The sequence below is a fragment of the Streptomyces sp. G45 genome (assembly GCF_049542095.1).
Classification (GTDB): Bacteria; Actinomycetota; Actinomycetes; order Streptomycetales; family Streptomycetaceae; genus Streptomyces.
The window spans coordinates 4,751,854-4,775,684 of sequence record NZ_JBMUZU010000001.1 but is presented as its reverse complement, the minus strand read 5'-3'; the positions used below and the strand labels follow the sequence as shown (position 1 = coordinate 4,775,684).

16 protein-coding genes, 2 tRNA genes and 1 pseudogene are annotated in these 23,831 nt (G+C 73.4%); 9 read left to right on the top strand and 10 right to left on the bottom strand.

Translation table 11 applies throughout. The features are described 5' to 3' along the window. Positions 1 to 408: 408 nt before the first annotated feature. Positions 409 to 1,284, top strand: coding sequence for an RNA polymerase sigma factor SigF (locus tag ACOBQU_RS19900; RefSeq protein WP_423628683.1), 876 nt, complete (start codon positions 409 to 411; stop codon positions 1,282 to 1,284). Positions 1,285 to 1,545: 261 nt separating this feature from the next. Here the strand turns inward: ACOBQU_RS19900 and ACOBQU_RS19895 are convergent, their stop codons facing one another. Beyond that, positions 1,546 to 1,755 carry a hypothetical protein gene (locus ACOBQU_RS19895; RefSeq protein WP_423628682.1) on the bottom strand — a complete coding sequence of 70 codons (210 nt, stop codon included), beginning with the start codon at positions 1,753 to 1,755 and terminating at the stop codon, positions 1,546 to 1,548. Between the two features lie 172 nt (positions 1,756 to 1,927). Between ACOBQU_RS19895 and ACOBQU_RS19890 the strand changes: the two genes are divergently transcribed. The 3 genes from ACOBQU_RS19890 (at position 1,928) to ACOBQU_RS19880 (ending at position 6,191) form a co-directional block, all read left to right on the top strand. Beyond that, positions 1,928 to 2,407, top strand: a complete 480-nt coding sequence (locus tag ACOBQU_RS19890; protein ID WP_423628681.1) for a MarR family winged helix-turn-helix transcriptional regulator — start codon at positions 1,928 to 1,930, stop codon at positions 2,405 to 2,407. Between the two features lie 21 nt (positions 2,408 to 2,428). Further along, positions 2,429 to 4,975 carry an MFS transporter gene (locus ACOBQU_RS19885; protein WP_423628680.1) on the top strand — a complete coding sequence of 849 codons (2,547 nt, stop codon included), beginning with the start codon at positions 2,429 to 2,431 and terminating at the stop codon, positions 4,973 to 4,975. A gap of 376 nt (positions 4,976 to 5,351) precedes the next feature. Continuing rightward, on the top strand, positions 5,352 to 6,191 hold the full coding sequence (locus ACOBQU_RS19880; protein WP_423628679.1) for a YceI family protein: 840 nt from the start codon (positions 5,352 to 5,354) through the stop codon (positions 6,189 to 6,191). Positions 6,192 to 6,223: 32 nt separating this feature from the next. On the opposite strand, the gene ACOBQU_RS19875 is transcribed toward ACOBQU_RS19880, so the two are convergent. The 5 genes from ACOBQU_RS19875 to ACOBQU_RS19855 form a co-directional block, all read right to left on the bottom strand. Continuing rightward, entirely contained in the window at positions 6,224 to 7,003 is a 780-nt protein-coding gene (locus ACOBQU_RS19875) for a TetR/AcrR family transcriptional regulator (protein WP_423628678.1), read from the bottom strand. Between the two features lie 245 nt (positions 7,004 to 7,248). Further along, a complete protein-coding gene (locus ACOBQU_RS19870; RefSeq protein WP_423628677.1) occupies positions 7,249 to 8,784 on the bottom strand; it encodes an MFS transporter in 1,536 nt (511 codons plus the stop codon). 602 nt (positions 8,785 to 9,386) lie between these two features. Beyond that, entirely contained in the window at positions 9,387 to 10,133 is a 747-nt protein-coding gene (locus tag ACOBQU_RS19865) for a response regulator transcription factor (RefSeq protein WP_423628676.1), read from the bottom strand. 247 nt (positions 10,134 to 10,380) lie between these two features. Then, complete coding sequence (locus tag ACOBQU_RS19860) at positions 10,381 to 10,728, bottom strand: antibiotic biosynthesis monooxygenase family protein (protein ID WP_423628675.1); 348 nt, start codon at positions 10,726 to 10,728, stop codon at positions 10,381 to 10,383. A gap of 158 nt (positions 10,729 to 10,886) precedes the next feature. Beyond that, positions 10,887 to 11,801: a DUF2797 domain-containing protein gene (locus ACOBQU_RS19855; RefSeq protein WP_423634603.1), complete on the bottom strand. Its 915-nt coding sequence runs from the start codon at positions 11,799 to 11,801 to the stop codon at positions 10,887 to 10,889. Positions 11,802 to 11,876: 75 nt separating this feature from the next. Between ACOBQU_RS19855 and ACOBQU_RS19850 the strand changes: the two genes are divergently transcribed. Then, complete coding sequence (locus ACOBQU_RS19850; RefSeq protein WP_423628674.1) at positions 11,877 to 12,455, top strand: TetR/AcrR family transcriptional regulator; 579 nt, start codon at positions 11,877 to 11,879, stop codon at positions 12,453 to 12,455. A 121-nt stretch (positions 12,456 to 12,576) separates the two neighbouring features. Further along, positions 12,577 to 13,359, top strand: a complete 783-nt coding sequence (locus ACOBQU_RS19845) for an SDR family oxidoreductase (protein WP_423628673.1) — start codon at positions 12,577 to 12,579, stop codon at positions 13,357 to 13,359. A 125-nt stretch (positions 13,360 to 13,484) separates the two neighbouring features. Here the strand turns inward: ACOBQU_RS19845 and ACOBQU_RS19840 are convergent. Together ACOBQU_RS19840 and ACOBQU_RS19835 are read right to left on the bottom strand one after the other, a co-directional pair. Then, positions 13,485 to 13,557 (bottom strand) — tRNA-Arg (locus ACOBQU_RS19840). 298 nt (positions 13,558 to 13,855) lie between these two features. Further along, positions 13,856 to 13,947, bottom strand: a tRNA-Ser gene (locus ACOBQU_RS19835). 243 nt (positions 13,948 to 14,190) lie between these two features. Between ACOBQU_RS19835 and ACOBQU_RS19830 the strand changes: the two genes are divergently transcribed. After that, positions 14,191 to 14,625 carry an SSI family serine proteinase inhibitor gene (locus ACOBQU_RS19830; protein WP_423628672.1) on the top strand — a complete coding sequence of 145 codons (435 nt, stop codon included), beginning with the start codon at positions 14,191 to 14,193 and terminating at the stop codon, positions 14,623 to 14,625. A gap of 282 nt (positions 14,626 to 14,907) precedes the next feature. After that, a pseudogene (locus ACOBQU_RS19825) lies at positions 14,908 to 19,577 on the top strand (PAS domain-containing protein). Between the two features lie 194 nt (positions 19,578 to 19,771). Here the strand turns inward: ACOBQU_RS19825 and ACOBQU_RS19820 are convergent. Continuing rightward, positions 19,772 to 20,389, bottom strand: coding sequence for a TetR family transcriptional regulator (locus ACOBQU_RS19820; RefSeq protein ID WP_423628671.1), 618 nt, complete (start codon positions 20,387 to 20,389; stop codon positions 19,772 to 19,774). Between the two features lie 299 nt (positions 20,390 to 20,688). Between ACOBQU_RS19820 and ACOBQU_RS19815 the strand changes: the two genes are divergently transcribed. Continuing rightward, positions 20,689 to 21,975 (top strand): MFS transporter, encoded by a 1,287-nt coding sequence (locus tag ACOBQU_RS19815; protein WP_423634601.1) that lies wholly within the window; start codon positions 20,689 to 20,691, stop codon positions 21,973 to 21,975. A 56-nt stretch (positions 21,976 to 22,031) separates the two neighbouring features. Here the strand turns inward: ACOBQU_RS19815 and ACOBQU_RS19810 are convergent, their stop codons facing one another. Then, positions 22,032 to 23,690 (bottom strand): long-chain fatty acid--CoA ligase, encoded by a 1,659-nt coding sequence (locus ACOBQU_RS19810; protein ID WP_423628670.1) that lies wholly within the window; start codon positions 23,688 to 23,690, stop codon positions 22,032 to 22,034. Positions 23,691 to 23,831 lie beyond the last annotated feature (141 nt).

Below are 23,831 nucleotides of genomic sequence, written 5' to 3'. Positions count from 1 at the left end.
ACAAGTCTGCCGCGACCGGCACCATCCAGCCCGTCCGGCGTTTGAGGACGAGGCCGAAGGCCGATGGACGGGGGTGCCAGGGGCGGCAGCCCCATGGTTTCGGAGAAGGGGCGGGTCTGGGGCGCCCCCCTGCGAGGGCTATCCGCAAGCCGGATCGACGCGTAACCGTATCGAGCGAAACCGCCTTCCGGCCGTTACCGACGGAAGCGTGGCAGGTAGTGCCCGAGACCCCTTCCTTCCTGCGTGTACGTCACCCTCACTTGTCGACAAGTCACTACAGCGTGTTGCCGACATGTGACATTCTGCTGGAACCGCGTTTGCCGCAGCTCCGCCTCCGGTATTCAGGTGGAGGCTGCGTTCCTCGACGGGAGCGGCAGCCGCGACCGTCCGCGACCTCAAGGGGGTGGCATGTCCGCAGACCAGGGCAGCTCGAAGGTGCTCACGCTCACGCTCGACGACAGCGAGGGCGAGACCGCGCCCGACGCGCTGCACGCCGCCGAGGCCGCGCCCGCGGCCCCGGACGCCATCGACACCCGCACCCTGTCCCGCTCCCTCTTCCTGCGGCTCGCCGCGCTCGACCAGGACAGCCCCGAGCGCGTGTACGTCAGAGACACGCTGATCGAGCTGAACCTCCCGCTCGTGCGGTACGCCGCGGCGCGCTTCCGCAGCCGCAACGAGCCGATGGAGGACATCGTCCAGGTCGGAACCATCGGACTGATCAAGGCGATCGACCGGTTCGACTGCGAACGCGGCGTGGAGTTCCCGACGTTCGCCATGCCGACCGTCGTCGGGGAGATCAAGCGGTTCTTCCGGGACACCAGTTGGTCGGTGCGAGTGCCCCGGCGGCTCCAGGAGCTGCGCCTCGCGCTCACCAAGGCGAGCGACGACCTGGCGCAGCGGCTCGACCGGTCGCCGACGGTGCCGGAGCTGGCGGCCGTCCTCGGGGTCTCCGAGGAGGACGTGGTCGACGGCCTCGCCGTGGGGAACGCGTACACGGCGTCCTCGCTGGACTCCCCCGCCCCCGAGGACGACGGCGGCGAGGGATCGCTCGCGGACCGGCTGGGGTACGAGGACTCCGCCCTGGAGGGCGTGGAGTACCGCGAGTCGCTGAAGCCGCTGCTCGCGAAGCTGCCGCCCCGGGAGCGGCGGATCATCATGCTCCGGTTCTTCGCCAATATGACGCAGTCGCAGATCGGCGAGGAGGTCGGGATCTCGCAGATGCACGTGTCGCGGCTGCTCACCCGGACGCTCGCGCAGCTCCGGGAGGGGCTCATCGCGGACTGAGCCCGTCAGCCGGTCTGTCGGCCGGTGAGCCAGGCGGCCAGTCAGCCAGTGATCGTCGGCGGCCTTCCCCTCGTGCGGGGATGCGCCGCCCGCGGTCTTTTCCGGGGCGGGCCGCGGAAGGCGCCGCGGAGTTCCGGCGGGCGGAGTGCGGAACGGTGGCGGCGCCCCCGCCCGGGTGGACTGGGGCACCGCCACGAGGACTTGGCCGGTTCCGTGTCCGGAAGTCGGCCTTACGTCAGGTTCCGCGTCCGGAAGAGGGCCTTACTTCAGGGCCAGCCAGGCCACCGCCGCGACGATCACGACCGCCGCGACCACGCCGAGGATCACACCCACGCGCGGGCCCGCGGGCGCCGCCTGCTGGCGGGCCCGGCCCTGCGGGGCGTCATCGACGAACGCGCGGAACATCTGCGTGGAGCCTGCGGGGTCGTGCTGGCCCTCGGGACCCTGCGGGGCATGGGGGTTGTGTGCCATGGAGCAGGACCCTAGCGAATGCCCGGCGCTCGGCCCAACCCCCCTCTGACCGGGGGCTTTAAGGAGCCAGGACAAGGGCTTTGCCGGAGTTTTAGGCGGCCGCGCCCAATTTCGTTTGCCTGTGGCAACCAACCGCTTTTATCGTTGCCCTAAGCAACGAAAGTGAGGTGCCGTGGCCGCACAGCGTCAGTACGAGGAGCTGGCCCGTCAGCTCAGCGCCATCGGCGCCGTCAAGCGCGGGCTCGCGCGCAGCCTGCCGCACGACTGCCCCGCGGGCTCCGCGGCGGTGCTCACGCTGCTCGGCCGGTACGGCGAGATGCGTATGAGCAGGCTCGCCGAGCTGCTCGCCGTCGACATGTCGGTGACCAGTCGGCACGTGGCCCACGTCGCGGACCGGGGCTGGATCGAGCGGTCCCCCGACCCCGCCGACCGGCGCTCGCGCATCCTGCGCCTGACGCCCGCCGGTGAGCGGCAGATCGAGGTCCTCTCCGACGCCACCACGCGGCTGCTCGCCGAGCGGATGAGCGACTGGTCCGACGCCGAGGTCGGGCAGCTGATCACGCTCATGGCCCGGCTCCGCGACAGCTTCGGCGACTGCCGGGCGACGGCCGCCCCGCGGCCCGCGGCACCCACCACCCGTACACCCGCGTAACACCGTAAGAAAAGGAAACCCATGGCAACATCCACACCGTCCGGTGTGCGGGGCAGCCATGCCAGGCACGGAGCCCAGCACGACAGCGGTGGCCCCATGACGCACCGGCAGATCATGGAGGCCCTCTCCGGCCTGCTGCTCGGCATGTTCGTCGCGATCCTGTCGTCGACGATCGTCTCCAACGCCCTGCCCGAGATCATCGGCGACCTCGGCGGCGGACAGTCCGCGTACACCTGGGTCGTGACCGCCGCGCTGCTGTCGATGACGGCCAGCACCCCCCTGTGGGGCAAGCTGTCCGACCTCTTCAGCAAGAAGGCGCTCGTCCAGATAGCCCTCGTCATCTATGTGCTGGGGTCGGTCGTCGCCGGGCTCTCGCAGAACGCGGGCATGCTGATCGCCTGCCGCGTGGTGCAGGGCATCGGCGTCGGCGGTCTCTCCGCGCTCGCCCAGATCGTCATGGCGGCGATGATCTCCCCGCGTGAGCGCGGGCGTTACTCCGGCTACCTGGGCGCCACCTTCGCCGTCGCCACCGTCGGCGGCCCGCTGCTCGGCGGCGTCATCACCGACACCTCCTGGCTCGGCTGGCGCTGGTGCTTCTACGTCGGCGTGCCCTTCGCGGTCATCGCGCTCATCGTGCTCCAGAAGACGCTGCGCCTGCCCGTCGTGAAGCGGGACGTGAAGGTCGACTGGGCCGGTGCCCTGCTGATCACCGCCGCCGTCTCGCTGCTGCTGATCTGGATCACCTTCGCGGGCAGCGGCTCCGGCAAGAAGTACGAGTGGCTGTCCTGGCAGACGTACACCATGGTCGGTGGCGCGGTCGTGCTCGGACTGCTCTTCCTGCTCGTGGAGTCGCGCGCGAGTGAGCCGATCATTCCGCTGCGGCTGTTCCGGAACCGGACGATCACGCTCGCCTCGGCGGCCTCGCTGTTCGTGGGCGTCGCGATGTTCGCGGGCACGGTGTTCTTCAGCCAGTACTTCCAGCTGGCGCGCGGTGAGTCGCCGACCATGTCCGGTGTCCTGACCATCCCGATGATCGGTGGCCTGTTCGTCTCGTCCACCGTCTCGGGGCAGTTGATCACCAAGACCGGCAAGTGGAAGGCCTGGCTGGTCAGCGGCGGCGTGCTGCTGACCGCGGGCCTCGGACTCCTCGGCACCATGCGGTACGACACCCCGTACTGGCACATCGCCGTCTACATGGCCCTGATGGGGCTCGGCATCGGCATGATGATGCAGAACCTGGTGCTCTGCACGCAGAACCAGGTGGATCCGCAGGACATCGGCGCCGCCAGCTCCGTGGTGACCTTCTTCCGGTCGCTGGGCGGTGCGATGGGCGTGTCCGCGCTGGGCGCGGTGATGTCCACGCGGATCACCGACTACGTCAAGGACGGCATCGCCGACCTCGGGCCCAAGGGCGCCGCGTTCGGGCACGGCGGCACCGCGGGCGGCGGCATCCCGGATCTGGACAAGCTGCCCGAGCCGTTCCGGACCGTGATGGAGAGCGCGTACGGGCACGGCATCGCCGATGTCTTCCTGATCGCCGCGCCGATCGCGTTCGTGGCCTTCCTGATCACGCTGTTCATCAAGGAGGTGCCGCTGCGGACGGCGGGGGCCATGGCTCAGGCCGCCGCGGACACCGCCTCGGACTCCGCTTCGGACTCCGCTTCGGACCCGGTGTCCTCCGGGGCCGCCGGTGCGGCCGCCGCGGTCGAGGACGCGCCGGTGCTCGCGTCCGTCGCCGCCCGTGGGGAGGAGAGGGCCGAGGTGGTCGCTTCCGCTTCCGCTTCTGAGGGCGCTCCGGCCGCCGGGGGCGGTGTGCCCGTACGCGGCTTCGTCCGGGGCGCCGAGAGCGCGCCCGTGCCGCACGCCGCCGTCACCCTGATCTCGCTCAGCGGGCGGCAGCTGGGCCGCGCGGTCGCGGGCGGCGACGGGGCGTACGCCCTGGACGCCCCGGGCGCCGGTTCGTACGTCCTGATCGCCTCCGCCGACGGGTTCCAGCCGCAGGCCGCCACCGTCGTCGTCGGTGCCGAGCCGCTCGCGTACGACGTGCTGCTCAGCGGCACCAGCGGGCTCAGCGGCCTGGTGCGCACCGCCGAGGGCAAGCAGCCGGTGTCCGGCGCCGTGGTCGTGGTGACCGACGTGCGCGGGGACGTGCTGGCCAGCGGGGCCTCCGACGAGCAGGGCGCGTTCGGCTTCACCGACCTCGTGCCGGGGCCCGTGACCGTGGCCGTGAACGCCGCCGGGCACCGGCCGGTGGCCCTGCCCGTGGAGGTGGCCGCCACCGGCGTCACACGGGTCGAGGCCGACCTGCGGCCCGGCGCGCGGGTCCTCGGCACCGTACGGGCCGGGGGCGCGCCGCTGAACGACGCGCGCGTGACGCTGGTGGACGCGGCGGGCAACGTCGTGGCCACGGCGACGACCGGCGCGGACGGGGCGTACGCCTTCACGGACCTGGACGGCGGCGAGTACACGGTCATCGCGACCGGCTATCCGCCCGTGGCCACGGGGATCTCCGTCCTCGGCGACGGCGTCGACGGCCACGACATCGAACTCGCCCACCCGGGCGAGTGACCGGGCTCCCCGCCACGGGCCGCGCGTCGAGCGGACGCGACCCGTGGCGGGGACGGGCCCCGGAACGGCGGCGACACACTACGGCAGGGGACGGCCGGTCGCCGCCTTCCGGTGGCCCATATGCGCCGCCCAGGCGGGGGCGGGCCGTGGGCTGCCGCCCAGGTGGGAGGCGGTCTGTTGGCTGCCGCCCGGGCGGGGGCGGGCCCTTGGCTGTCGGGGCGCGGTTCGTCGGCGCTGGGAGCGGGGTGCCGGGTGCCGGGTGCGGCCCAAGCCCCGCTCGCGGGCCAGTGGCCCCGGCGCACCCATCGATCAAGCAATCACCGCGGCCAGCAGGGGGCCGCGAGCAGCGGCGCCGGTTCAGGCGCGAGGAGGAGCCATGGGGATCAGCGCGCGGATTCGTACGCGGGACGGGTGGGCGGTGCCGCACGCCGTCGTCACCGTCACGGACATGACGGGCGCTCAGGTGCTGCGCGCCGACGCCGACGCGGAGGGCGTGGTGCGGGACGCGACGGGGCTCGCCCCCGGGCCGTACACCGTCATCGTGACCGCCGTCGGCTACGCGCCCGCCGCGGCCACCGCCCTGGTCACCGCCAGCGGCCGCGCCGACGCCGAGACCGTGGTGCTGGCCCGCGCGGGCGGCACCGAACTGCCGCCGCCCGGCCCGTGGACCGTCGACCCGGTGCACTCGTCGGTGGGCGCGGTCGCCCAGCACCTGGGGATCTCCAGCGTGCGCGGGCGGTTCACCGAGTTCTCCGGGCGGGTGGAGATCGCCGAGGACGTGGCGCGGTCCCGCGTCGACGCGGTCATCGACGCCGCCTCCATCGACACCGGGAACGCCCTGCGGGACAAGCACCTGAAGTCCCCGGACTTCCTCGACGTGGAGACGTACCCGGAGATCACCTACCGCTCCACGGGCCTCGTCCCCGCCGGGACCGACCGGTGGACCGTGCGCGGCGACCTCTCCCTGCACGGCGTGGTCAGGCCCGTCGACCTCGACCTGGCGTACCTGGGCACCGGCGCCGACCCGTGGGGCGGCACGCGGGCCGCGTTCCGCGCCACCGCCGAGCTGCGGCGCGAGGACTTCGCCATGAACTACAACCAGGTGGTGCGGGCGGGCATCTCCGCGATCGGTACGACGCTGCGGGTGGAGCTGGACATCCAGGCGGTGCGGGGAGGAGCTGCCGCGGGGGTAGGGGCGCGGGACCCCGGCCTGTGAGAGGCGGCGGTGGTGGTGCCGGACCCGTGCCGTCAGGCGCGCGAGCGCACCACCTCGATGCCCGCGATCAGCACGTCGAGCGCGAACGCGAAGTCCCGCTCCCACATCTCGGTGACCGTCGGCTCCCTGCGCAGGTCGATCAGCTCCCGCGCGGTCCTGATCGTCTCGTTGAACGGCAGCTCCTGCGCCACCGTGCCGATGGCGTCCCGGAAGAACTCCTCCTGGGTCATCCCCGCCGCCGCCGACCGCGCGACGAGGATGCCCTCGGTGGTCCCGAACCCGTACACGAACTGGAACACGGCGGACACCGCGCCGCTCACCCGGTCCCCCGGCAGCCCGCTGGCGCGCAGGGTCTGCTGGACGGCCTGGGCGAACCGCAGCCAGTTCGGCCCGATGTTCAGGAACTGCCCGACGAGCGGTGACACCCAGGGGTGGCGGACCAGCAGGCGCCGGTAGCCGATGGCCAGTTCGCGCAGGCGCTGCTGCCACTCGTCGGGGCCCGGCGGCACGTCCGTGTCGGGCGGGTCCATCTCGCCGCAGACCGCGTCCAGGGCCAGCTCCAGCAGGTCGTCCTTGGTGTCCACGTACCAGTAGACGGACATCGCGGTGACCTTCAGCTCCGCGGCGAGGCGGCGCATCGAGAACTTGGCGAGCCCCTCCGCGTCCAGGAGGCGGACGGTGGCCTCGGTGATGCGCTGGCGGTCGAGGCCCGACGGCTGGTCGCCCTTGCGCCCCGAGCCGCGCGGCGCCCTGCCCTCCAGCCAGACGCTCGCCCGCGCCGGTTCCTTCGCGCGGTCGGCTGCCTTCACCATGGCGCACCTTCCTGGTCCTCGTACTGAGCCGGGGCCCGGCCCGGGCCCTGGTACCGGCCGGTCCATCCTGGGCCCGCGCACCGGCCGGTGCGTCCCGGGCCCGCCTACCGGCCGGTCCGTCCTGGGTCCGCGCACCGGCCGGTCCGTCCTGGGTCCGCGCACCAGCCGATCCGCCCCGGGCCCTCGTACCGGCGGCCCGGGGCGGGCCGGATGCTCGCCCCGTCCCTTGACTGACGGTGCTGATGCTATGCGGACGCCTTCGGCTCGGAGTCCGCCGCGCGCTGCGTGGATTCTGCCCGCTCCGCCCGCCACAGCAACGCCGCGGCGAGCGCGCCGCCCGCGAACACCCCGCAGGCGCCGACGAGCTGGCTCGTCTCCAGGCCGGAAGCGAACGCGTCGGCGACGCGCTCCCGCTCGCCCGCCGAACCCGCCGCCGCGAGCGCCGCCGGGAACGACGTCGCGGACACCGCGGCGAGCGCCGCGAAGCGGGAGTTGAGGACCGCGCCCAGCACGGCCACGCCCAGGCCGTTGCCGAACTCGGCGAGCGTGCCGTTGACGCCCGCGCCCACGCCCGCCTTCTCCGGCGGAATCGCGCTCATGATGGCGTTGGCCATCGCGGGCATGGCGAACGAGATACCCGCGCCCATGACCACCAGGCCGATGAGCATGCCCGTGTAGTCGTCGCCGCCGAACAGCGCGATCACGGCGAGGCCCGCCGACATCATGGTCATGCCGGTCATGATCGTCTTGGGGGTGCCGAGCGCCGCGTACACGCGCGCGCCGATGCCCGCGAGGTTCAGGGCGACCACGCTGACCGCGAGCGGCGCCGTGCGCAGGCCCGCCTCCAGCGGCTCGTACCCGAGGACGAACTGGAGGTGCTGGGTGAGCAGGAAGAGCGAGCCGCCCATGCCGAAGGCGACCAGGATCGCGCCCGTCACCGCGCCCACGAACCGGCGGTTCCGGAAGAAGTGCATGTCCAGCATCGGGTACGGGATGCGCAGCTCCCACAGCGCGAACGCGCCGAGCACCACCACGCCCACGCCCGCGGCCACCAGGACCCGCGCCGAGGTCCAGCCGTGCTCGGGGCCCGAGATGATCGCGAACACGACCGAGGCCATGCCGATCGTGGACAGCAGCGCGCCGAGCAGGTCGGGGCGGTCGCCCTGCGGGTTCTTGGACTCCGGCACCATGCGCACCACGGCGACGACGCCGATCAGCGCCACCGGGATGTTGATCAGGAAGATCGAGCCCCACCAGAAGTGGTTCAGCATGAAGCCGCCGAGCAGCGGACCGGCCGCGAAGCCGAGGCTGTTGACGGTCGCCCACAGGCCGATCGCCTTGACCCGCTCGGCGTCGTCGAAGACCTGGACGACGACGGCGAGCGTGGTCGTCATCAGCAGCGCGCCGCCGACGCCCATGCCCGCGCGGGCGGCGATGAGCTGCGCCGAGGTCTGCGCGAGCCCCGCGGCGAGCGAGCCGACGCCGAACAGGAGCAGGCCCGCGGTCAGCATCTTCTTGCGGCCGTAGCGGTCCGCGGCACTGCCCGCGGTGAGCAGCAGGCCGGACTGGACGAGCGAGTACGCGTTGATCATCCACTGGATGTCGGACGACGACGCGTCCAGCTCACGCGTGAGCGAGGGGATCGCGACGCTCAGGACGGTGTTGTCGAGCAGCACCGTGAGTTGGGCGAGACAGATGACGCCGAGGATCAGCCAGCGTTGTGGATGGCGGTCGCCGGGATCGGCGACCGCCTCGGGGTTCTCGGCGGTGGTCGCCGTCATAGGGGGCTCCTTCTGTGGTACGTCTCCGGGACGTCTCTTGTACGGTGTACGTCAGTCAGCGGCGTACACCGTAGAGGAAGCCCCTTACGCCGTACAACGATTTTTCGCCCCCGACACACCCCTCCACGCCCCAGGCCCTACTCCGGGGCCCCTGCCCGGATCTCTCTCCGGGCCTCTCCCCGGGTCTCTCTCCGGGCCCTCCGGGCCCCCCGGTCCCCTCCCCGGGTCTCTCTCCGAGCCTCTTCCCGGATCTCTCCCTGGCCCTCTCCCCGAATCTCTCTCGGGCCTCTTCCCGAGCCTCTCCCTGGCCCTCTCCCCTGATCGCTCCCCGGTCCCCTCCCTGAATCTCTCCCCGGGCCTCTCTCCAGATCTCTCTCCGGGCCCCTCCCCTGATCTCTCCCTGGCCCTCTCCCCTGATCTCTCTCCGGGCCCCACCCCTGATCTCTCCCTGGCCCTCTCCCCCCTGATCTCTCCCCGGCCCCCTCCCGGGCCTTTCTGCGCCTCTCCCTGGGCGCCTTTCCTCGCTTCTCCCCTCCTTGCTTCCCGCCTCGCCTCGCCTCTCCTTCGCCTCCCCTCGCCTCTACTCGGCGGTGGCGGCGGGTCTACTCGGCGGTGGCGGCGGGCTTGATGAGGTACCCCGCGCCCCTGCGGGTGTGGATCATCGGCTCCCGTCCGGCGTCGATCTTCCGGCGCAGATACGAGATGTACAGCTCGACGACGTTGGCCCGGCCCCCGAAGTCATAGCTCCACACCCGGTCGAGGATCTGTGCCTTGCTGAGCACCCGCTTCGGATTGCGCATCAGATAGCGCAGCAGCTCGAACTCGGTGGCGGTGAGGTGGATCGGCTCACCGCCGCGCGTGACCTCGTGGCTGTCCTCGTCGAGCGTGAGGTCGCCGACGGCGAGCACCGACTCGCTGCGCCGCCCCTGCGCCCCCGCCCGTCGGATGAGCCCGCGGAGCCGGGCGATGACCTCCTCCAGGCTGAACGGCTTCGTCACGTAGTCGTCGCCGCCCGCGGTGAGCCCCGCGATGCGGTCCGCGACGGAGTCCTTCGCCGTCAGAAACAGCACCGGCACCTCTGGCAACTCCCGGCGCAACCGCCCGAGCAGGGAGAGGCCGTCCATGTCCGGCAGCATCACGTCGATCACGACGACGTCGGGGCGGAAGCTGCGCGCGGCCCGCACGGCCCCCGCGCCGTCCTCGGCGCTGCGGATCTCCCAGCCCTCGTAGCGCAGCGCCATCGAGAGGAGTTCGGTGAGCGACACCTCGTCGTCCACCACGAGCACGCGGACGGGACTCCCATCCGCCCTGAGCAGTTCACTACGCCCCTGGGGCAAGGTCGTGGTCATCCCCCCAGCGTCACGACGAGTCGTGAGAACGACCTTGCCCTGATCTGTGAATTCCCTGAGAACGCCCGCCGGTACGAGGGTTCGGTTCCAGCCCCTCCGGCGTTTGAGGGTTTCAGCCCGTCCGGCGTTCGAGGACGAGCCGCGAAGCGGCGAAAGGGGGGTGCCAGGGGGCGCAGCCCCCTGGTTCCGGGAAGGGGCGGGCCTGGGGCGCCCCCGCGAGGCCCCTCACCCGCCCCCCGCCCGCCCTTCACCCATGGCCATAGCTCCGCTCGACCTTGCCGATGTGCACCACGTACTGCTCGAACCACTCCTCCCGCCCCCGCTTGCGCGCCTCCCGGTGCTCCGGGTCGTCCCGCCAGGCCTTGATGGCGTCGAGGTCGCGGAAGTACGCCACGGTGATGCCGAGCCCGCCGGGCGTCCGCGCCGAGTCCGCCCCGAGGAAGCCGGGGACGGACGCGACCAGTTCCTCCATGCGCTCGGCGGTCGCCCCGTACCCGTGGTCGCCTTCCGTGCGGGTGCCGCTGAACACCACGGAGTAGTACGGCGGTTGGAAGGGTCCCGCCGGGGCGGGCGCATTTGCTGTCTGCTTTCCCATGGCCCCCACACTCACTGCCTCGACAGCGCCATGTCCACCGTGAACGGCTCTTCTTACCCAACGGGCAGCCAGTCTTGACCTTCCGGTCAGCAAACAGAGCTGCTTCTCCCCTGGAGCGCCCTCCGTTCAGCGTTCAGAACGGCCTGGAGCGCCTCCCTTCAGAACAGCCCGCCCTGCACCGCGGGTATCTCCCGCACCGGCACCGTCACCCCCGCCCGAGCCCTCGCGCCCGCCCCTTCGCCCCCGGCTCCCGCGTCCCCCCACGCCTCCAGCCGCCACCCCGCCAGCAACCGGCTGTCCACCACGAGCCCCCCGCTCAGATGCAGATCCGGCCCGGCGGCCCCGACCAGCGTCCCTACGACCGCCCCGCCGTCGGTCAGCTCGCCCACCACCCCCGTCACACCCCCGGCGGCGACGACGCCGTCGATCCCGAACCGCTCCGCGTGGTCGACGACCCGGCACGGAAGCCGCTCCAGGGACTCGGGCCACCCCGCGAGCCCGAGCGCGTCCCCGTGCACCCGCGCCACCTCGGCCGCCCGCTCGTCGGCCCCGGGCAGCCGCGCCCGCTGGGCCCGCTTGTCCCCGTACGGAACGCGGTCGGGCACGCCGAGCGCCGTGCGCAGCAACTCCTCGGCCCTGCGCGCCGCCATCAGCGGGCCCCGCCCGAGCCAGCTGAACGCCACCGCCCCCTGCTCCAGGAGCCGGACACCGCCCCGGACGACGCCCGTGATGCCGACCTTGACCAGGCCGGGGCCGAACCACGCCACGTACACGTGATACGGCCGGGGGTCGTCGGCGAACGTGTCGGCCGCGACCGAGTGCGCCCGGTCGACGCGCGCGCACTCCTCGCACTGCGCGCGCGTGGCCCGCCCCGGCACGCCCGCGCCGTGCGGGCACGGCGTCCGCCGACCGCCGCGCCACACCCCGAGGCAGCGCCGCTCGCCCCGCGCCCGGAAGGCGAGCGCGGTGCCGTACACCAGCGGGCTCTCCCGCGGGTCCCGTCCGTGCGCGTACCAGCACAGCGCGGGCCCGCCCGCCGCGTGCCACCGCACCCCCGTGCACCACCAGGTCATGAGAACGAGCATGGCGCACACCACTGACACTCCCGTTCTTGACCCTCAGGTCCAGAACCCTTTACGCTGCTTCGCATGGGACGCCCCAAGCAGTTCGACCCGGACACCGCCGTGACGCGGGCCATGGAGGTCTTCTGGCGCAAGGGGTACGCGAGCACGACCCCGCAGGACCTCGTCGACGCGCTCGGCATCGGCAAGGGCAGCCTGTACAACGCCTTCGGCTCCAAGCACGCCCTGTTCCAGCGCGCGCTGCGGCGCTACCGCGACAGCCAGGACCAGTTCCTGCTCGATCTGCTCGGCCGCGAGGGCCCGGTCAAGGAGCGGCTGCGCGCCGCGCTCGAGCACCTCGCGGACGTGGACCTCACCGACCCGGACCGGCGCGGCTGCATGGCCGTGAACACGGCGGCGGAGCTCGCGACCGCGGACCAGGCGGCGGCCGACCAGGTCCGGGCGATGTTCGCGCGCACCGAACGGGCCTTCCGCGAGCTGATCGAGGAGGGCAAGCGCGCGGGCGAGATCGCCGCGGACCGCGACGCCGCGGACGTCGGCAGCCTGCTGCTCAGCACGGTGATCGGGCTGCGCCTGACCGCGCGGGTCGCGGACGGCCCGGACCGCCACCAGCGCGCGATCCGAGCGGTCCTCGCCCTCCTCTGACCACCCGCACCCGCCTCAATCCCCCTCTGCGAAAACCCACTTACCACCCCATAGCCAGCCGTACCCATTTTCTGTACCTCCAGGTCAAAAACCACACCCCGAACCCGAAGGAAAGAACCCCATGGACCTCCGCCTCACCGGCAAGACCGCCGTCGTCACGGGCGCCAGCCGCGGCATCGGCCTCGCCACCGTCCGCGCCCTGGTCGCCGAGGGCGTCCGCGTGGTCGGCGCCGCCCGCACGGTCACTCCGGAGCTGAAGGACTCCGGCGCGCTGCCGTACGCCGTGGACCTCGGCACTCCGGAGGGGCCCGCCGCGCTCATCGCGTACGCAACCGCCGAACTCGGCGGCGTGGACTTCCTCGTCAACAACGTCGGCGCGGGCGACGACGTCCACCTCGGCGGCTTCCTCAGCACCGACGACGCGCACTGGCAGGGCACCCTGGACATCAACCTGCTGAGCGCGGTCCGCGCCGCCCGCGCCGCACTGCCGGGCCTCGTCGAGCGGCGGGGCGCGATCGTGAACGTCTCCTCGATCGGCGCCCGCCAGCCGGGCCTCGGCCCGGTCGCCTACGCCGTCGCGAAGGCCGGGCTCACCGCGTTCAGCAAGGTCCTCGCCGAGGAGTTCGGCCCGCAGGGCGTCCGCGTCAACACCGTCTCACCGGGCCCCGTACGGACCGCGATCTGGGAGGACCCGGACGGCTTCGGCGCCCAGCTGGCAGCGGCGCACGGCGCCGAGCACGCCACCTTCCTCGCCGACCTGCCACAGTCCTTCGGCATCACCTCGGGCCGCATCACGGAGCCCGAGGAGGTCGCCGCCCTGATCACGTTCCTGATGTCGGACGTCGCGGGCAACATCACGGGCGCGGACCACCTGATCGACGGCGGCGTGGTGAAGACCGTGTGACCCCACACGCGCCCACCCCCGCACAAAGGCGCCCCCGGACCAGGCACACGCCCCGGGGGCACGCCTTTGCGCTTCCAGAACACGCGAGAGACCCCGGACACACGGTCCGGGGCCTCTCATCACTGTGCACTCGGCAGGATTCGAACCTGCAACCTTCTGATCCGTAGTCAGATGCTCTATCCGTTAAGCTACGAGTGCTTGTTTTGTTTTTCGTCTCCGCTTCCCGGTCCTTTCGGCCCGCTCGCGGCGACAGGAAGAACATTACATGACTGCCGCCGCCATGTGAAATCCATTGGCCACACCCTTTGTGACCTGCGGAAACGTCTCCGCACCCCGGGGTGCGCGGCTTCGCGCACCGGAGCGAACCGAACGGCTCGGAACTGCTCGGAACGGCTCCGAACGGCTCCGAACGGCTCCGAAGGACTCGGAACGGCTCCGCGCGACCTCGAACGCACTGAAGCCCCGGTCCTCAGGACCGGGGCTTCAGTGATCAGTGCGGAGGCGGAGGGATTTGAACCCTCGATCAGGGGGTTACCCCGAAACCGCATTAGCAGTGCGGCGCCATAGACCGGACTAGGCGACGCCTCCAACCCGACACCCGCGCGAGCGAGGGTGTGCGTGCAGATGATGACACAGCCAGGGGGCGCGTCACCAATCGCGTCCCCCACGGTACTAGGGCGGCGGCCCCCAGGGCAAAGCACAAACGGGGGCCGCAACGTCGTGCGCGCGACGGCGTTAGAGGCGGTAGGCGCCGGTGCTGCCCGCCCGGCGCGAGCCGGACACCGCGCACTGCCGCGAGCCGGACACCGCGCACTCCTAGGAGAGACCCCCGTGACCCTCACCGCCCCGCGCCGCCTCTTCCTGGGCGCCGCCGTCGCCGCGCTGACCGCGCTGCCCGCCGCCGCCCACGCCTGCCCCCTGAAGCCCGCCGACCGCGCCGCGGGGGACCGGCTGACGATCACCGTCGCCGGTTCCGGAAGCGCCGACGGCACGTACGAACTGCGCTGCGGCGCGGCGGGCAGCACCCACCCTTCGCCCCGTGACGCCTGCGAACGCCTGGACCAGCTCGCGGCGGACGGCGAGAACCCGTTCAAGCCGGTGCCGCCGGGCACCATGTGCACGCAGATCCACGGCGGCGACGCGACCGCCCGCGTAACGGGCACCTGGCAGGGCCGACACGTCGACGGCTCCTTCAAGCGCACCGACGGCTGCGAGATCGCGCGCTGGAACGCCCTGGGGAAGGTGCTGCCGTCCGGCGGCGCGTGACCCCGGGGAGCGCCAGCGACCCGCGCGCGGGGGCCCGTTCCGGGGCCCGTCGGGGGCCGCGCGCCTCGCGCCCCTTGGGTGACCGGTCGGCGCCCCGGCCACGGCCCGTGCGCTGACCAGGCACTACGGAAGGCGCACAGCTTCTGCGTGCGACCTCCCTCTCATCCGGCGTCGCGCCCGCAACCGCTCCCCGTAGACTCCCTCCCGTGACACGCCGCGAGCAGAGGGGCAAGATGGCTCGGGCGGTCGGCAAGGTGCGGTAATCAGGGAGGAAGCGTCGTCGTGAGCAGCAGGCCATCCCGAGGCGCTGCTCGCCTCGCAGCCATACTCGACGCGCTCCCGGACGCGCTGGTGCTGGTCAACGCCAACGGGACCGTCGTGAACGCGAACGCGATCGCGCTAGAGGCCTTCGAGGCGCCCGGCACCGCGCTCGTGGGGCGCGGACTGCTCGATCTGCTGCCGGAGTTCGACTCCCGGCTCATCCCCGGTTCGATGCGCAGACCGGACAGCACGGACGAACGCGGACGCACCAAGCCGAAGCGGATGATCGCCCGCCGCACGGACGGCGTCGAGTTCCCGGTCGAGGTCACCAGCTCCAGCCTGGAGGACAGCCGGAACGCCTACGACGAGCGCTACGGCCACGGCGGTTACGGCGGCTACAGCGGCGACGAGATGCTGATGATCGTCGTCCGCGACCTGTCGGGCGCGCTCAACACCGAGGCCGAGCTGGCGCGTTCGCAGCGGCAGACGGAGATGATCCTGCGGGCCGCGGCCGAGGGCGTCGTCGGCACGGACACCGACGGCCGGGTCGTCCTCGTCAACCCCGCCGCCGCGCAGATACTCGGCTTCCGCGCGAGCGACCTCGGCGGCCAGGAGCTGCACCCCCTGGTGCTGCACTCCCGTGCCGACGGCGAACCCTTCCCCTACGAAGAGTCGCCTCTCGCGGACACGTTGCGCTCCGGACGCAAGCACCGCGTCCGCGGGCAGGTCCTGTGGGCCAAGAGCGGCGAGCAGGTCCCCGTGGACCTCACGACCGCCCCCGTGCGCGACGGCGACCAGCTCGTCGGCGCCGTCATGACGTTCACCGACCGGCGGCCCTACGACGCGCTGGCCGCGAAGTACGAGAAGGCGCTCGCCGAGCACGCCGAGGAGCTGCGGGCGGTCGCCGAGCGGCGCGAGGAGGAACTCGCCGCCGAGCAGGAGCGGTACGCGGCGCTCGCCGAGCGCGAGAAGGACCGCTACGAGGCCCTCGCGGAGCGCGAACAGCAGCGCTACGAAGAGCTGGCCGAGCACGAGCAGACGCGCTACGAAGCGCTCGCCGCCCGGCACGCGCAGCTCGTCGCCGTCCTGGACCGGTCGCTGCGCGGCCCCTTGGACGAGCTGCGCCGCGAGCTGGCCGCGCTCGCCGCCGACGACGCGGGGCAGTTGTGGCCCGAGGCCAACCAGGTCCTGCACCACCTGTCCGCCGGGTACGGGCGGATGACGACGCTCGTCGACGACGTGCTCGGCTTCCAGCGCCTCGAAGCGGGCGAGGAGGGGCTCTCCCGTACGCCCGTGCCGCTGGACGCCGTCGTGGCCGCGGGCGTCGACGGGGCGGTCGAGCTGATCGGGCCGGGGCGGGCCCAGTTCGCCGTGCACGCGCCGCCGATCGAGGTCGAGGTCGACGCCCGGCGGCTCGCCACGGCCCTCGCGCATCTGATCGCGGACGTCGCCGGAATCGACGCGACCGGCAACACGCGCGTGGACGCAGTGCCTTCGGAGGGCCCGGCCGCGGGCGGGTACGTGGACGCGACCATCGTCGTCGCCGCGGCCCAGCGCGGTGACGTCGTACGCATCGAGGTCCGCGGCCCCTACGCCGGAGGGGACCCGGTGCACGAGCCGATCGTCCGGGGCATCGTGCGGGCGCACGGCGGCGTGCTCCAGACGCACGAGGTGCCGGGCACGAGCGGCAGCGCGTTCGTGCTGGAGGTGCCGATCGGCGCGGGCACCGGCGCGGCTGGCGGTGACGGCTCCCGTCCCCGTTCTCAGGCGGTCTCTTCGGAGAGTACGGATACGGGGTCGGGCCCGGACGCGGGCACGGCCGCGGCTTCGGCCGGTGCGGGCGCTGGTGTTCCGGTGCCCGAGCAGGCTTCGGGGACGTCGGGGGCGGGCGCCGACGGGCGCGCCGCTCCTCGGTGGACTCCTTCCTGGACAGCGGTGTGACGGGCGACGGGTCCTCCGGAGACACCTCGGGTGCCGGGAGCGCGGCGGGCGCCGACGGCACGGCGGGCGGTGGCACCGGTGGCACGGGGCGGCGTCGGCGGCGTGCGGTCGCCGCGGGCGTTTCCGAGGTCCCCGGGGACGCGGCTATCGCGGCGGCCTCCTCCGGAGACACGTCCGGTGGCGCGTCCGCGGGTACGGGGCGCCGCCGGGGACGGCCGAGCCCCGCCGAGGGTGCCGTGGTGACGGCGGCGGAGCATGCTGCCGGATCGGCCGCCCTCGGAGAGACGGTTCCGCCCCAGGGAGTGCCGCCGCAGAGCGTGCCGCCGCAGGGCACCGCGGGTCCGTCCGGGGCCCCGGTTCCAACGGGGCGGCGGGCCCGGCGGGCAGGGGATCAGCAGGCGCTGGCGTTGCCTTCGGGGACGGGTGCCGGGGACGGCGCCCCTGTGCCCGGTCAGGGTGCGCCGGGTGACGAGGCGCCGCGCCCCGGTGGGCGCCGTGCGCGGCGTGCGCTGGCGGCCGCCAAGGAGCGGGCCGCGGCGGAAGAGGCGTCCAACGGACGGGTGTTCGCGCTGCCTCCGGCCGAGGCCGACCGTGAGGCGGGCAGCGGCACGCAAGGGGGTGCCGAGCAGGTCGGGACGGGGCCGGTGGCGGTGCCTCAGGGGGCGGGTGCTCAGGCGGGAGCGGTGCCCCAGGGTGCTGGTGCTCAGGCGGGAGCGGTGCCCCAGGGCGCGGGTGCCCAGGCGGGCGCGGTGCCTGGTCCCCACGGTGGCCCCGGTCCGCAGGGTGGCCCCGGCCCGCAGGGCGGCCCTGGTGCGCCCGGGCAGCCAGGTGCCGCCCCTGTCGCCGCGCAGGGCGGTGCCACGCCGCTGGGTGCCGCACAGGTCGGCGCCTCGGTGAGCGTGCCCGCGGGGGTGCAGGCCGGGCTTCAGGCCGCCTCCCGTGGCGGCGTGCCCGCGCAGAGCGGTGGTCCGGCCCGGACCGCGAGTGCCCGCGGCAGCGTGCCTCCGGCGCCCCAGGGCGGCGTACCCGGCATGCCCCCGATGCCCGCCCCCGCACCGGGCGGTGTGCCCGGCGGCCAGGACGACACCGGGCAGCACGCCGCCGCGCCGCAGGACCCGGCCGACGACCACACCCCGCCCCAGCCGCACCCGGCGCAGGCCCCCACGCCGTCCCCCGCGCTGCCCGCGCAGGCCCAGGCTCCGGTGCCCCCGGGGGCGCAGCAGCAGGCGCCGACAGGCCGCCGCCGCGCACGGCAGGCTCCCGTAGCGGCGGGGCACGAGGCGGCACAGGGCGCAACCCCCTCCCAGGGGGCGCCGGTTCAGGACCCCCAGGGCACGTCGGTGCCGGGCGCGCAGCCGGGCACCCCTGCCCACGGCGTGCAGCACGGGGTACAGCCCGGAGTGCCGCCGCAGGGCGCCCCGCACTCCGGAGCGACGCCCGCCCACGGGGTCCCGCCCCAGGGGACGCAGCCGCCCTCCGGAGGCGCGGCCCTTCCCCCGGAGCGTGACCCGCGCGAGCGCGATCCACGCGTGCGTGCCGCCCAGCCGCTGCCCGCCGAGGCCGCACCGGTCGACCCCAACTCGACGCAGGGCCGCGCGATCAGCGTACGAACGCTGGGGCAGGGCGTGCCGTTCGGCCGCCAGGCCCAGCAGCAGGCACAGCCCCGGCAGGCGCACCCGTTGCCGCAGGCACAGCAGCCGGAGGCCCCGGGCCAGGCCGCGCCCGGGGGTTCCGGCCGCCGCCGCAGGCTGGCCACGCCGCCCGAGCCCGGCACGGACGACCGCCCGGACACCGCGGCCCGGCCGCACTCCGGGGGGCCGCTCCCCGGGGGACCGGCGCAGGCCAAGCCGCAGCCTTCGGCGCAGTCGGCGTCGTCGCGCCTGTCGCCGACCACCGAGGGCACGGGCCGCGCGTACGCGATCGGCGCCCCGGACGAGAACGCCGACGAAGGCCCGGAGCCGCTGGACGGCCCCGGTGGCGCCGTCGAGGTCACGAACCAGCCGCAGCCGCGCCCCATGGACGACGAGCTGCCGCCCGAGCCGCTCGACAACCCGCGGCGGCTGCTCGTGTGGCCCGCACCGGACGTCACCACGCAGCAGGCGCTCAGCGACCGCGGCTACCGGCCCGTCATCGTGCACTCGCGCGAGGAGGTCGACGCGCAGATCGCCGCGTTCCCCGCGGCCCTGTTCGTCGACCCGCTGACGGGGCCGATCACGCGCACGGCACTCCAGTCACTGCGCCAGGCCGCCGTCGCCGCGGAAGTGCCCGTGCTCGTCACCGCGGGACTCGGCCAGGCGTCGCGCGAAGCGGCGTACGGCGCGGACCCCGCCGTCCTCCTGAAGGCCCTCGCGCCGCGCGACAGCGAGCAGCACCCGCCGCGCGTACTGCTCATCGAGGAGCACGAGGAGATCGCGCTCGCCCTGACCGCCGCCCTGGAGCGGCGCGGCATGCAGGTCGCGCGGGCCGAGAGCGACGCGGACGCGGTGACGCTCGCCGCGCAGACGCGGCCGAACCTGGTGGTGATGGACCTGCACCAGGTACGCCGCCGACGCGCCGGGATCATCGACTGGCTGCGCGCCAACGGGCAGCTCAACCGCACCCCGCTGGTCGTCTACACGGCGGCCGTCGACGAAACCGACCTGCCGAAGCTCGCGGCGGGCGAGACCGTGCTTTTCCTCGCCGAGCGGTCCACGAGCGCGGAGGTCCAGACCCGGATCGTGGACCTGCTGGCGAAGATCGGTACGAACTAGGAAGTCCGGTACGAGTTGGGCGGAGCCGCCGTCCAGGCCGGAACCGGCGATCAGGCCGGGGCCGCCGTCCAGCTCGGGGCCGCCGTCCAGCCCGAGGCTGCCGTCCAGCCCGAGGCCGCCATCCAGCCCGGCGCCGTCTTGGGTGGAGCCGCCCCGCTCGGGGCCGGGCGGCGTGCCCCTGCCCGCTCTCCGGGCTAGTCGCGCCCGCGCGCGTCGGCCTCGTCGCGCGTGCCCACCGCCGTGATGCGGCACGCCGCCGCGCGGATCGACGCGCGCAGCCGCTCGCGGTCCTCGTCCCCGCCGCCGACGAGGATCCGCCGCATCTGCGGCACCACCGAGGCCCAACCGGCGAGGGCGACCAGCATGAACAGCAGGTCCGTCGCCGGGATCTCATCGGTGATCACACCCCTGGCCTGGGCGTCCTTGAAGGCCCTGACCTTCCGGTCGTAGTGCTCCCGGCGCTCGTGCTCGTACGGGAGCTCCTCGGTGTCGCCGTACTCGACGCCCTCCCAGAACAGCAGGCGCAGGACCTCCGGATGGGCCGCGTGGTACTCCATCAGGCGCTGCATCCAGCCGTCTATGTCGTCGGCGTCGACGGGGATCGCGACGGCCAGGTCGAGCATGCGCTTCTCCAGGACCTGGGCGAACAGCTCCGCCTTGTTGCCGAAATAGGCGTAGATGAGCTGCTTGTTGGCCTTCGCCTCGCGCGCGATGCGGTCGATGCGGGCGCCCGCGATGCCGAAGCGGGCGAACTCCGCGACCGCCGCGTCGAAGATCCGGGCTTTGGTGGCCTCGGGGTCTCTCACTCCCATGAGGACAGCGTAAGGGAATTTCCTCGATAACCAACCGTTTGGTTGCTTGACAGGTCTCACGCGGCGGGCGCAGACTCGTTACAACCAACCAGTTAGTTGGCACGGGCTGGCGATGCGATCACGACTGCGCACCGGCCGCCAGGACGACGTGCAGAGGAGTCATGTCCCCCATGTCTTCAGCAACACCCACGCCAGCGTCACCCACGCCATCGTCGGCGCGACCCCAACCGCAATCACAACCACAACCCCAACCACAACCGCGATCTCGCCCACACTCGCGCCCGAACCCGAACCCGAACCTGCACCCGCACCCGCAAACGCCCCCGCACACCCGGCCGGACACCCGGCCGGACACCCGACCGCACCCCCGCCCGACCACACGTCCGGACTCGCGCGCGGCGGCCGACCCGACCCCCAAGCCCACCGACCGTGTACCTCCCGGCCTCTTCCTCGTCCTGATAGCGGTCTGCACGGCCGTGACCGCGGCGAACATCTACGTCGCGGCCCCGCTGCTCCCCCTCATAGCCCGGGACTTCGGCTCCACGTCGTCGGCCGTCGCCTGGATCGCCTCGGTCGCCCAGTTCGGGTACGCGGCCGGACTGCTGTTCTTCGCCCCGCTGGGCGACCGGGTGAACCGCCGCGTGCTCGTCGGCGGCCTGTCCGTGGTGACCGCGGCCGCCCTGGTCGTCGGCGCCGCCTCGACCGGAGCGGCCATGCTGGCCGCGGCCGTCCTCGTCGCCTCCGCGGCGACCGTCGTGCCGCAGCTGCTGGTGCCGCTCGTCGCCGCTCGGGCCCCCGCCCACCGGCGGGCCAGCCATGTCGCGGCCGTGATAGCCGGGCTCTTCGCGGGCGTCGTCGCCGCCCGGGTCCTGGGCGGCCTCGCGGGGCAGGCCTTCGGCTGGCGGGCGGTCTTCCTCGGCGCGGCCGGGCTCACGGCGCTGCTCGGCCTGGCCTCCGCGGCCGCGCTGCCCCAGGAGGGCCGCAGGAGTTCGGGTTCGCTGTTCGCGGGACTCGCTCAACTCCCCGGCGTGGTCCGGATGTCACCGGAGCTGCGGCGCGCCTGCCTCCGGCAGGCGGGGATGTACGGCGCCTGGAGTGCCCTGTGGACCTCGCTCGCCCTGCTCCTCACCGGCCACGGCGACGAGGGGTACGGCATGACGACCGGCGCCGCCGGGCTCTTCGGGCTCTTCGGACTCGCGGCGAGCATGGTCGCGCCGGTAGCGGGAGGCCTCGTGGACCGGTTCGGCGTGGCCAAGGTGGTGTCGTTCGCGTACGTGCTCGCGGCCGTGTCCGTGCCGCTGTTCTGGCTCGGCGGCGCCCAGCTGTGGGCCCTGTGCGCGGCCGCGGTGGCCGTCCACGCGGCCCTGGTGGCCAGCCACGTCGCCAACCAGACGCTGGCCCTGACCACGACGTCCACCCCGGCCGTGGCCAACACCGCCTATGTGGTGGCCGGTTTCGCGGGCGGCGCGCTCGCCTCGGCGTTCGCGGGCCCGGCGTTCACCCAGTGGGGCTGGGCGGGCGTGTGCGCGGTCGCGGGCATCTGGCTGGGGCTCGGCTGGGGGGCGGGCGCGATACGCCGGAAGTGAGGCGGGGACAGGGCCCGGAAGGCCTCACCCCACGCCCGCCGGGCCGCGGCGGCGGCTCAGCCGCGCGTCACGTCCGTGACCTCCAGTTCCCCCTCCGCGTACTGCCTGCGCAGCACCTTCTTGTCGAACTTGCCGACGCTGGTCTTGGGCACGGCCGGGACCAGGGCCCAGCGCTCGGGGAGCTGCCACTTGGCGACGCGGGTGGCGAGGAAGTCGCGCAGGGCCCGGTAGTCGGCGGTGGCGTCCTCCTTGAGGACGACCGTGGCGAGCGGGCGTTCGCCCCACTTCTCGTCGGGGACGGCGACGACGGCGGCTTCGGCGACGTCCGGGTGGGACATCAGGGCGTTCTCCAGCTCGACCGAGGAGATCCACTCACCGCCGGACTTGATGACGTCCTTGGCGCGGTCGGTGAGGGTGAGGAAGCCGTCGGCGGTGATGACGCCCACGTCACCGGTCTTCAGCCAGCCGTCCTCGCTGAACTTGTCCTCGGGCTTGAGGGCCTCGCCCGCGGCGCCGCCGTAGTAGGCGGCGGCGATCCAGGGGCCGCGGACCTCCAGCTCGCCCGCGGACTCGCCGTCCCACGGCAGGTGTTCACCGCCGGGGCCGACCAGGCGGGCCTCGACGCCCGCGGGGAAGCGGCCCTGGGTGAGGCGGTAGGCGAACTCCTCGTCGGTGCCGACCACATGGGCCGGAGGCCGCGAGACCGTGCCCAGCGGAGAGGTCTCCGTCATGCCCCAGGCATGGCAGACGCGGACGCCGAGCCGGTCGAAGGCCTCCATGAGGGAAGGGGGACAGGCGGCGCCGCCGATGGTGACCTGCCGCAGACAGCTCACGTCGCGGGGCCTGGCGGTGAGTTCGCTGAGCAGGCCCTGCCAGATGGTGGGGACGGCCGCGGCGTGCGTGGGGCGCACGGTGTCGATCATCTCGGCCAGCGGCGCGGGCTGGAGGAAGCGGTCCGGCATCAGCATGCTGACGCCGGTCATGAAGGTGGCGTGCGGCAGCCCCCAGGCGTTGACGTGGAACTGCGGGACGACCACGAGGCTGGTGTCGGCGTCCGTCAGGCCCATGGACTGGGCCATGTTGACCTGCATGGAGTGGAGGTAGATGGAGCGGTGGGAGTAGACGACGCCCTTGGGGTCGCCGGTGGTGCCGGAGGTGTAGCACATGGCGGCGGCGCGGCGCTCGTCCAGCTCGGGCCAGGCGTAGTCGGTGGGCTTGCCCGCGATCAGCTCTTCGTAGTCGTGGACGCGGACGCGGGCGCCGTCGAGGAGGGAGCGGTCGCCGGGGCCGGAGACGACGAGGTGCTCGACGGTCGGCATGCGGTCCAGGAGCGGCGCGAGCAGGCCGAGCAGGGAGCCGTTGACGATGATGACGCGGTCGGCGGCGTGGCCCACGATCCAGGTGAGCTGCTCGGCGGGGAGGCGCAGATTGAGGGTGTGCAGGACGGCGCCCATGCAGGGGACGGCGAAGTAGGCCTCGACGTGCTCGGCGTTGTTCCACATGAAGGTGGCCACACGCTCGTCGTCGGCGATGCCGAGGTCGTCGTGGAGGGCGTGGGCGAGCTGAGCGGCGCGGGCGCCGATCTCGCGGAAGCTGCGGCGCTGCGGGGCGCTGTCGCCGGTCCAGGTGGTGACCTGTGCGGTCCCGTGCACGGTGGTGCCGTGCCGCAGGATGCGGGACACGGTCAGCGGTACGTCCTGCATGGTGCTCAGCACGGCGTCCTCCCGGTGGGCGCAGGGCGGCGTCCGGGCGTTCCCGGCGCTCTACCTGGCGGTAGGCCCAGATTCTCGCCGCATACCGAGCGGTATGTCACTAGGGAGAAGCGGAAGGAGGCAAATTGAGCACGACGGTCCGCC

Coding starts and splice junctions, on each gene's coding strand:
- ACOBQU_RS19900 (WP_423628683.1), top strand. CDS start 409: ATGTCCGCAGACCAGGGCAGCTCGAAGGTGCTCACGCTCACGCTCGAC.
- ACOBQU_RS19895 (WP_423628682.1), bottom strand. CDS start 1,755: ATGGCACACAACCCCCATGCCCCGCAGGGTCCCGAGGGCCAGCACGAC.
- ACOBQU_RS19885 (WP_423628680.1), top strand. CDS start 2,429: ATGGCAACATCCACACCGTCCGGTGTGCGGGGCAGCCATGCCAGGCAC.
- ACOBQU_RS19880 (WP_423628679.1), top strand. CDS start 5,352: ATGGGGATCAGCGCGCGGATTCGTACGCGGGACGGGTGGGCGGTGCCG.
- ACOBQU_RS19875 (WP_423628678.1), bottom strand. CDS start 7,003: ATGGTGAAGGCAGCCGACCGCGCGAAGGAACCGGCGCGGGCGAGCGTC.
- ACOBQU_RS19870 (WP_423628677.1), bottom strand. CDS start 8,784: ATGACGGCGACCACCGCCGAGAACCCCGAGGCGGTCGCCGATCCCGGC.
- ACOBQU_RS19865 (WP_423628676.1), bottom strand. CDS start 10,133: ATGACCACGACCTTGCCCCAGGGGCGTAGTGAACTGCTCAGGGCGGAT.
- ACOBQU_RS19860 (WP_423628675.1), bottom strand. CDS start 10,728: ATGGGAAAGCAGACAGCAAATGCGCCCGCCCCGGCGGGACCCTTCCAA.
- ACOBQU_RS19855 (WP_423634603.1), bottom strand. CDS start 11,801: ATGACCTGGTGGTGCACGGGGGTGCGGTGGCACGCGGCGGGCGGGCCC.
- ACOBQU_RS19850 (WP_423628674.1), top strand. CDS start 11,877: ATGGGACGCCCCAAGCAGTTCGACCCGGACACCGCCGTGACGCGGGCC.
- ACOBQU_RS19845 (WP_423628673.1), top strand. CDS start 12,577: ATGGACCTCCGCCTCACCGGCAAGACCGCCGTCGTCACGGGCGCCAGC.
- ACOBQU_RS19820 (WP_423628671.1), bottom strand. CDS start 20,389: ATGGGAGTGAGAGACCCCGAGGCCACCAAAGCCCGGATCTTCGACGCG.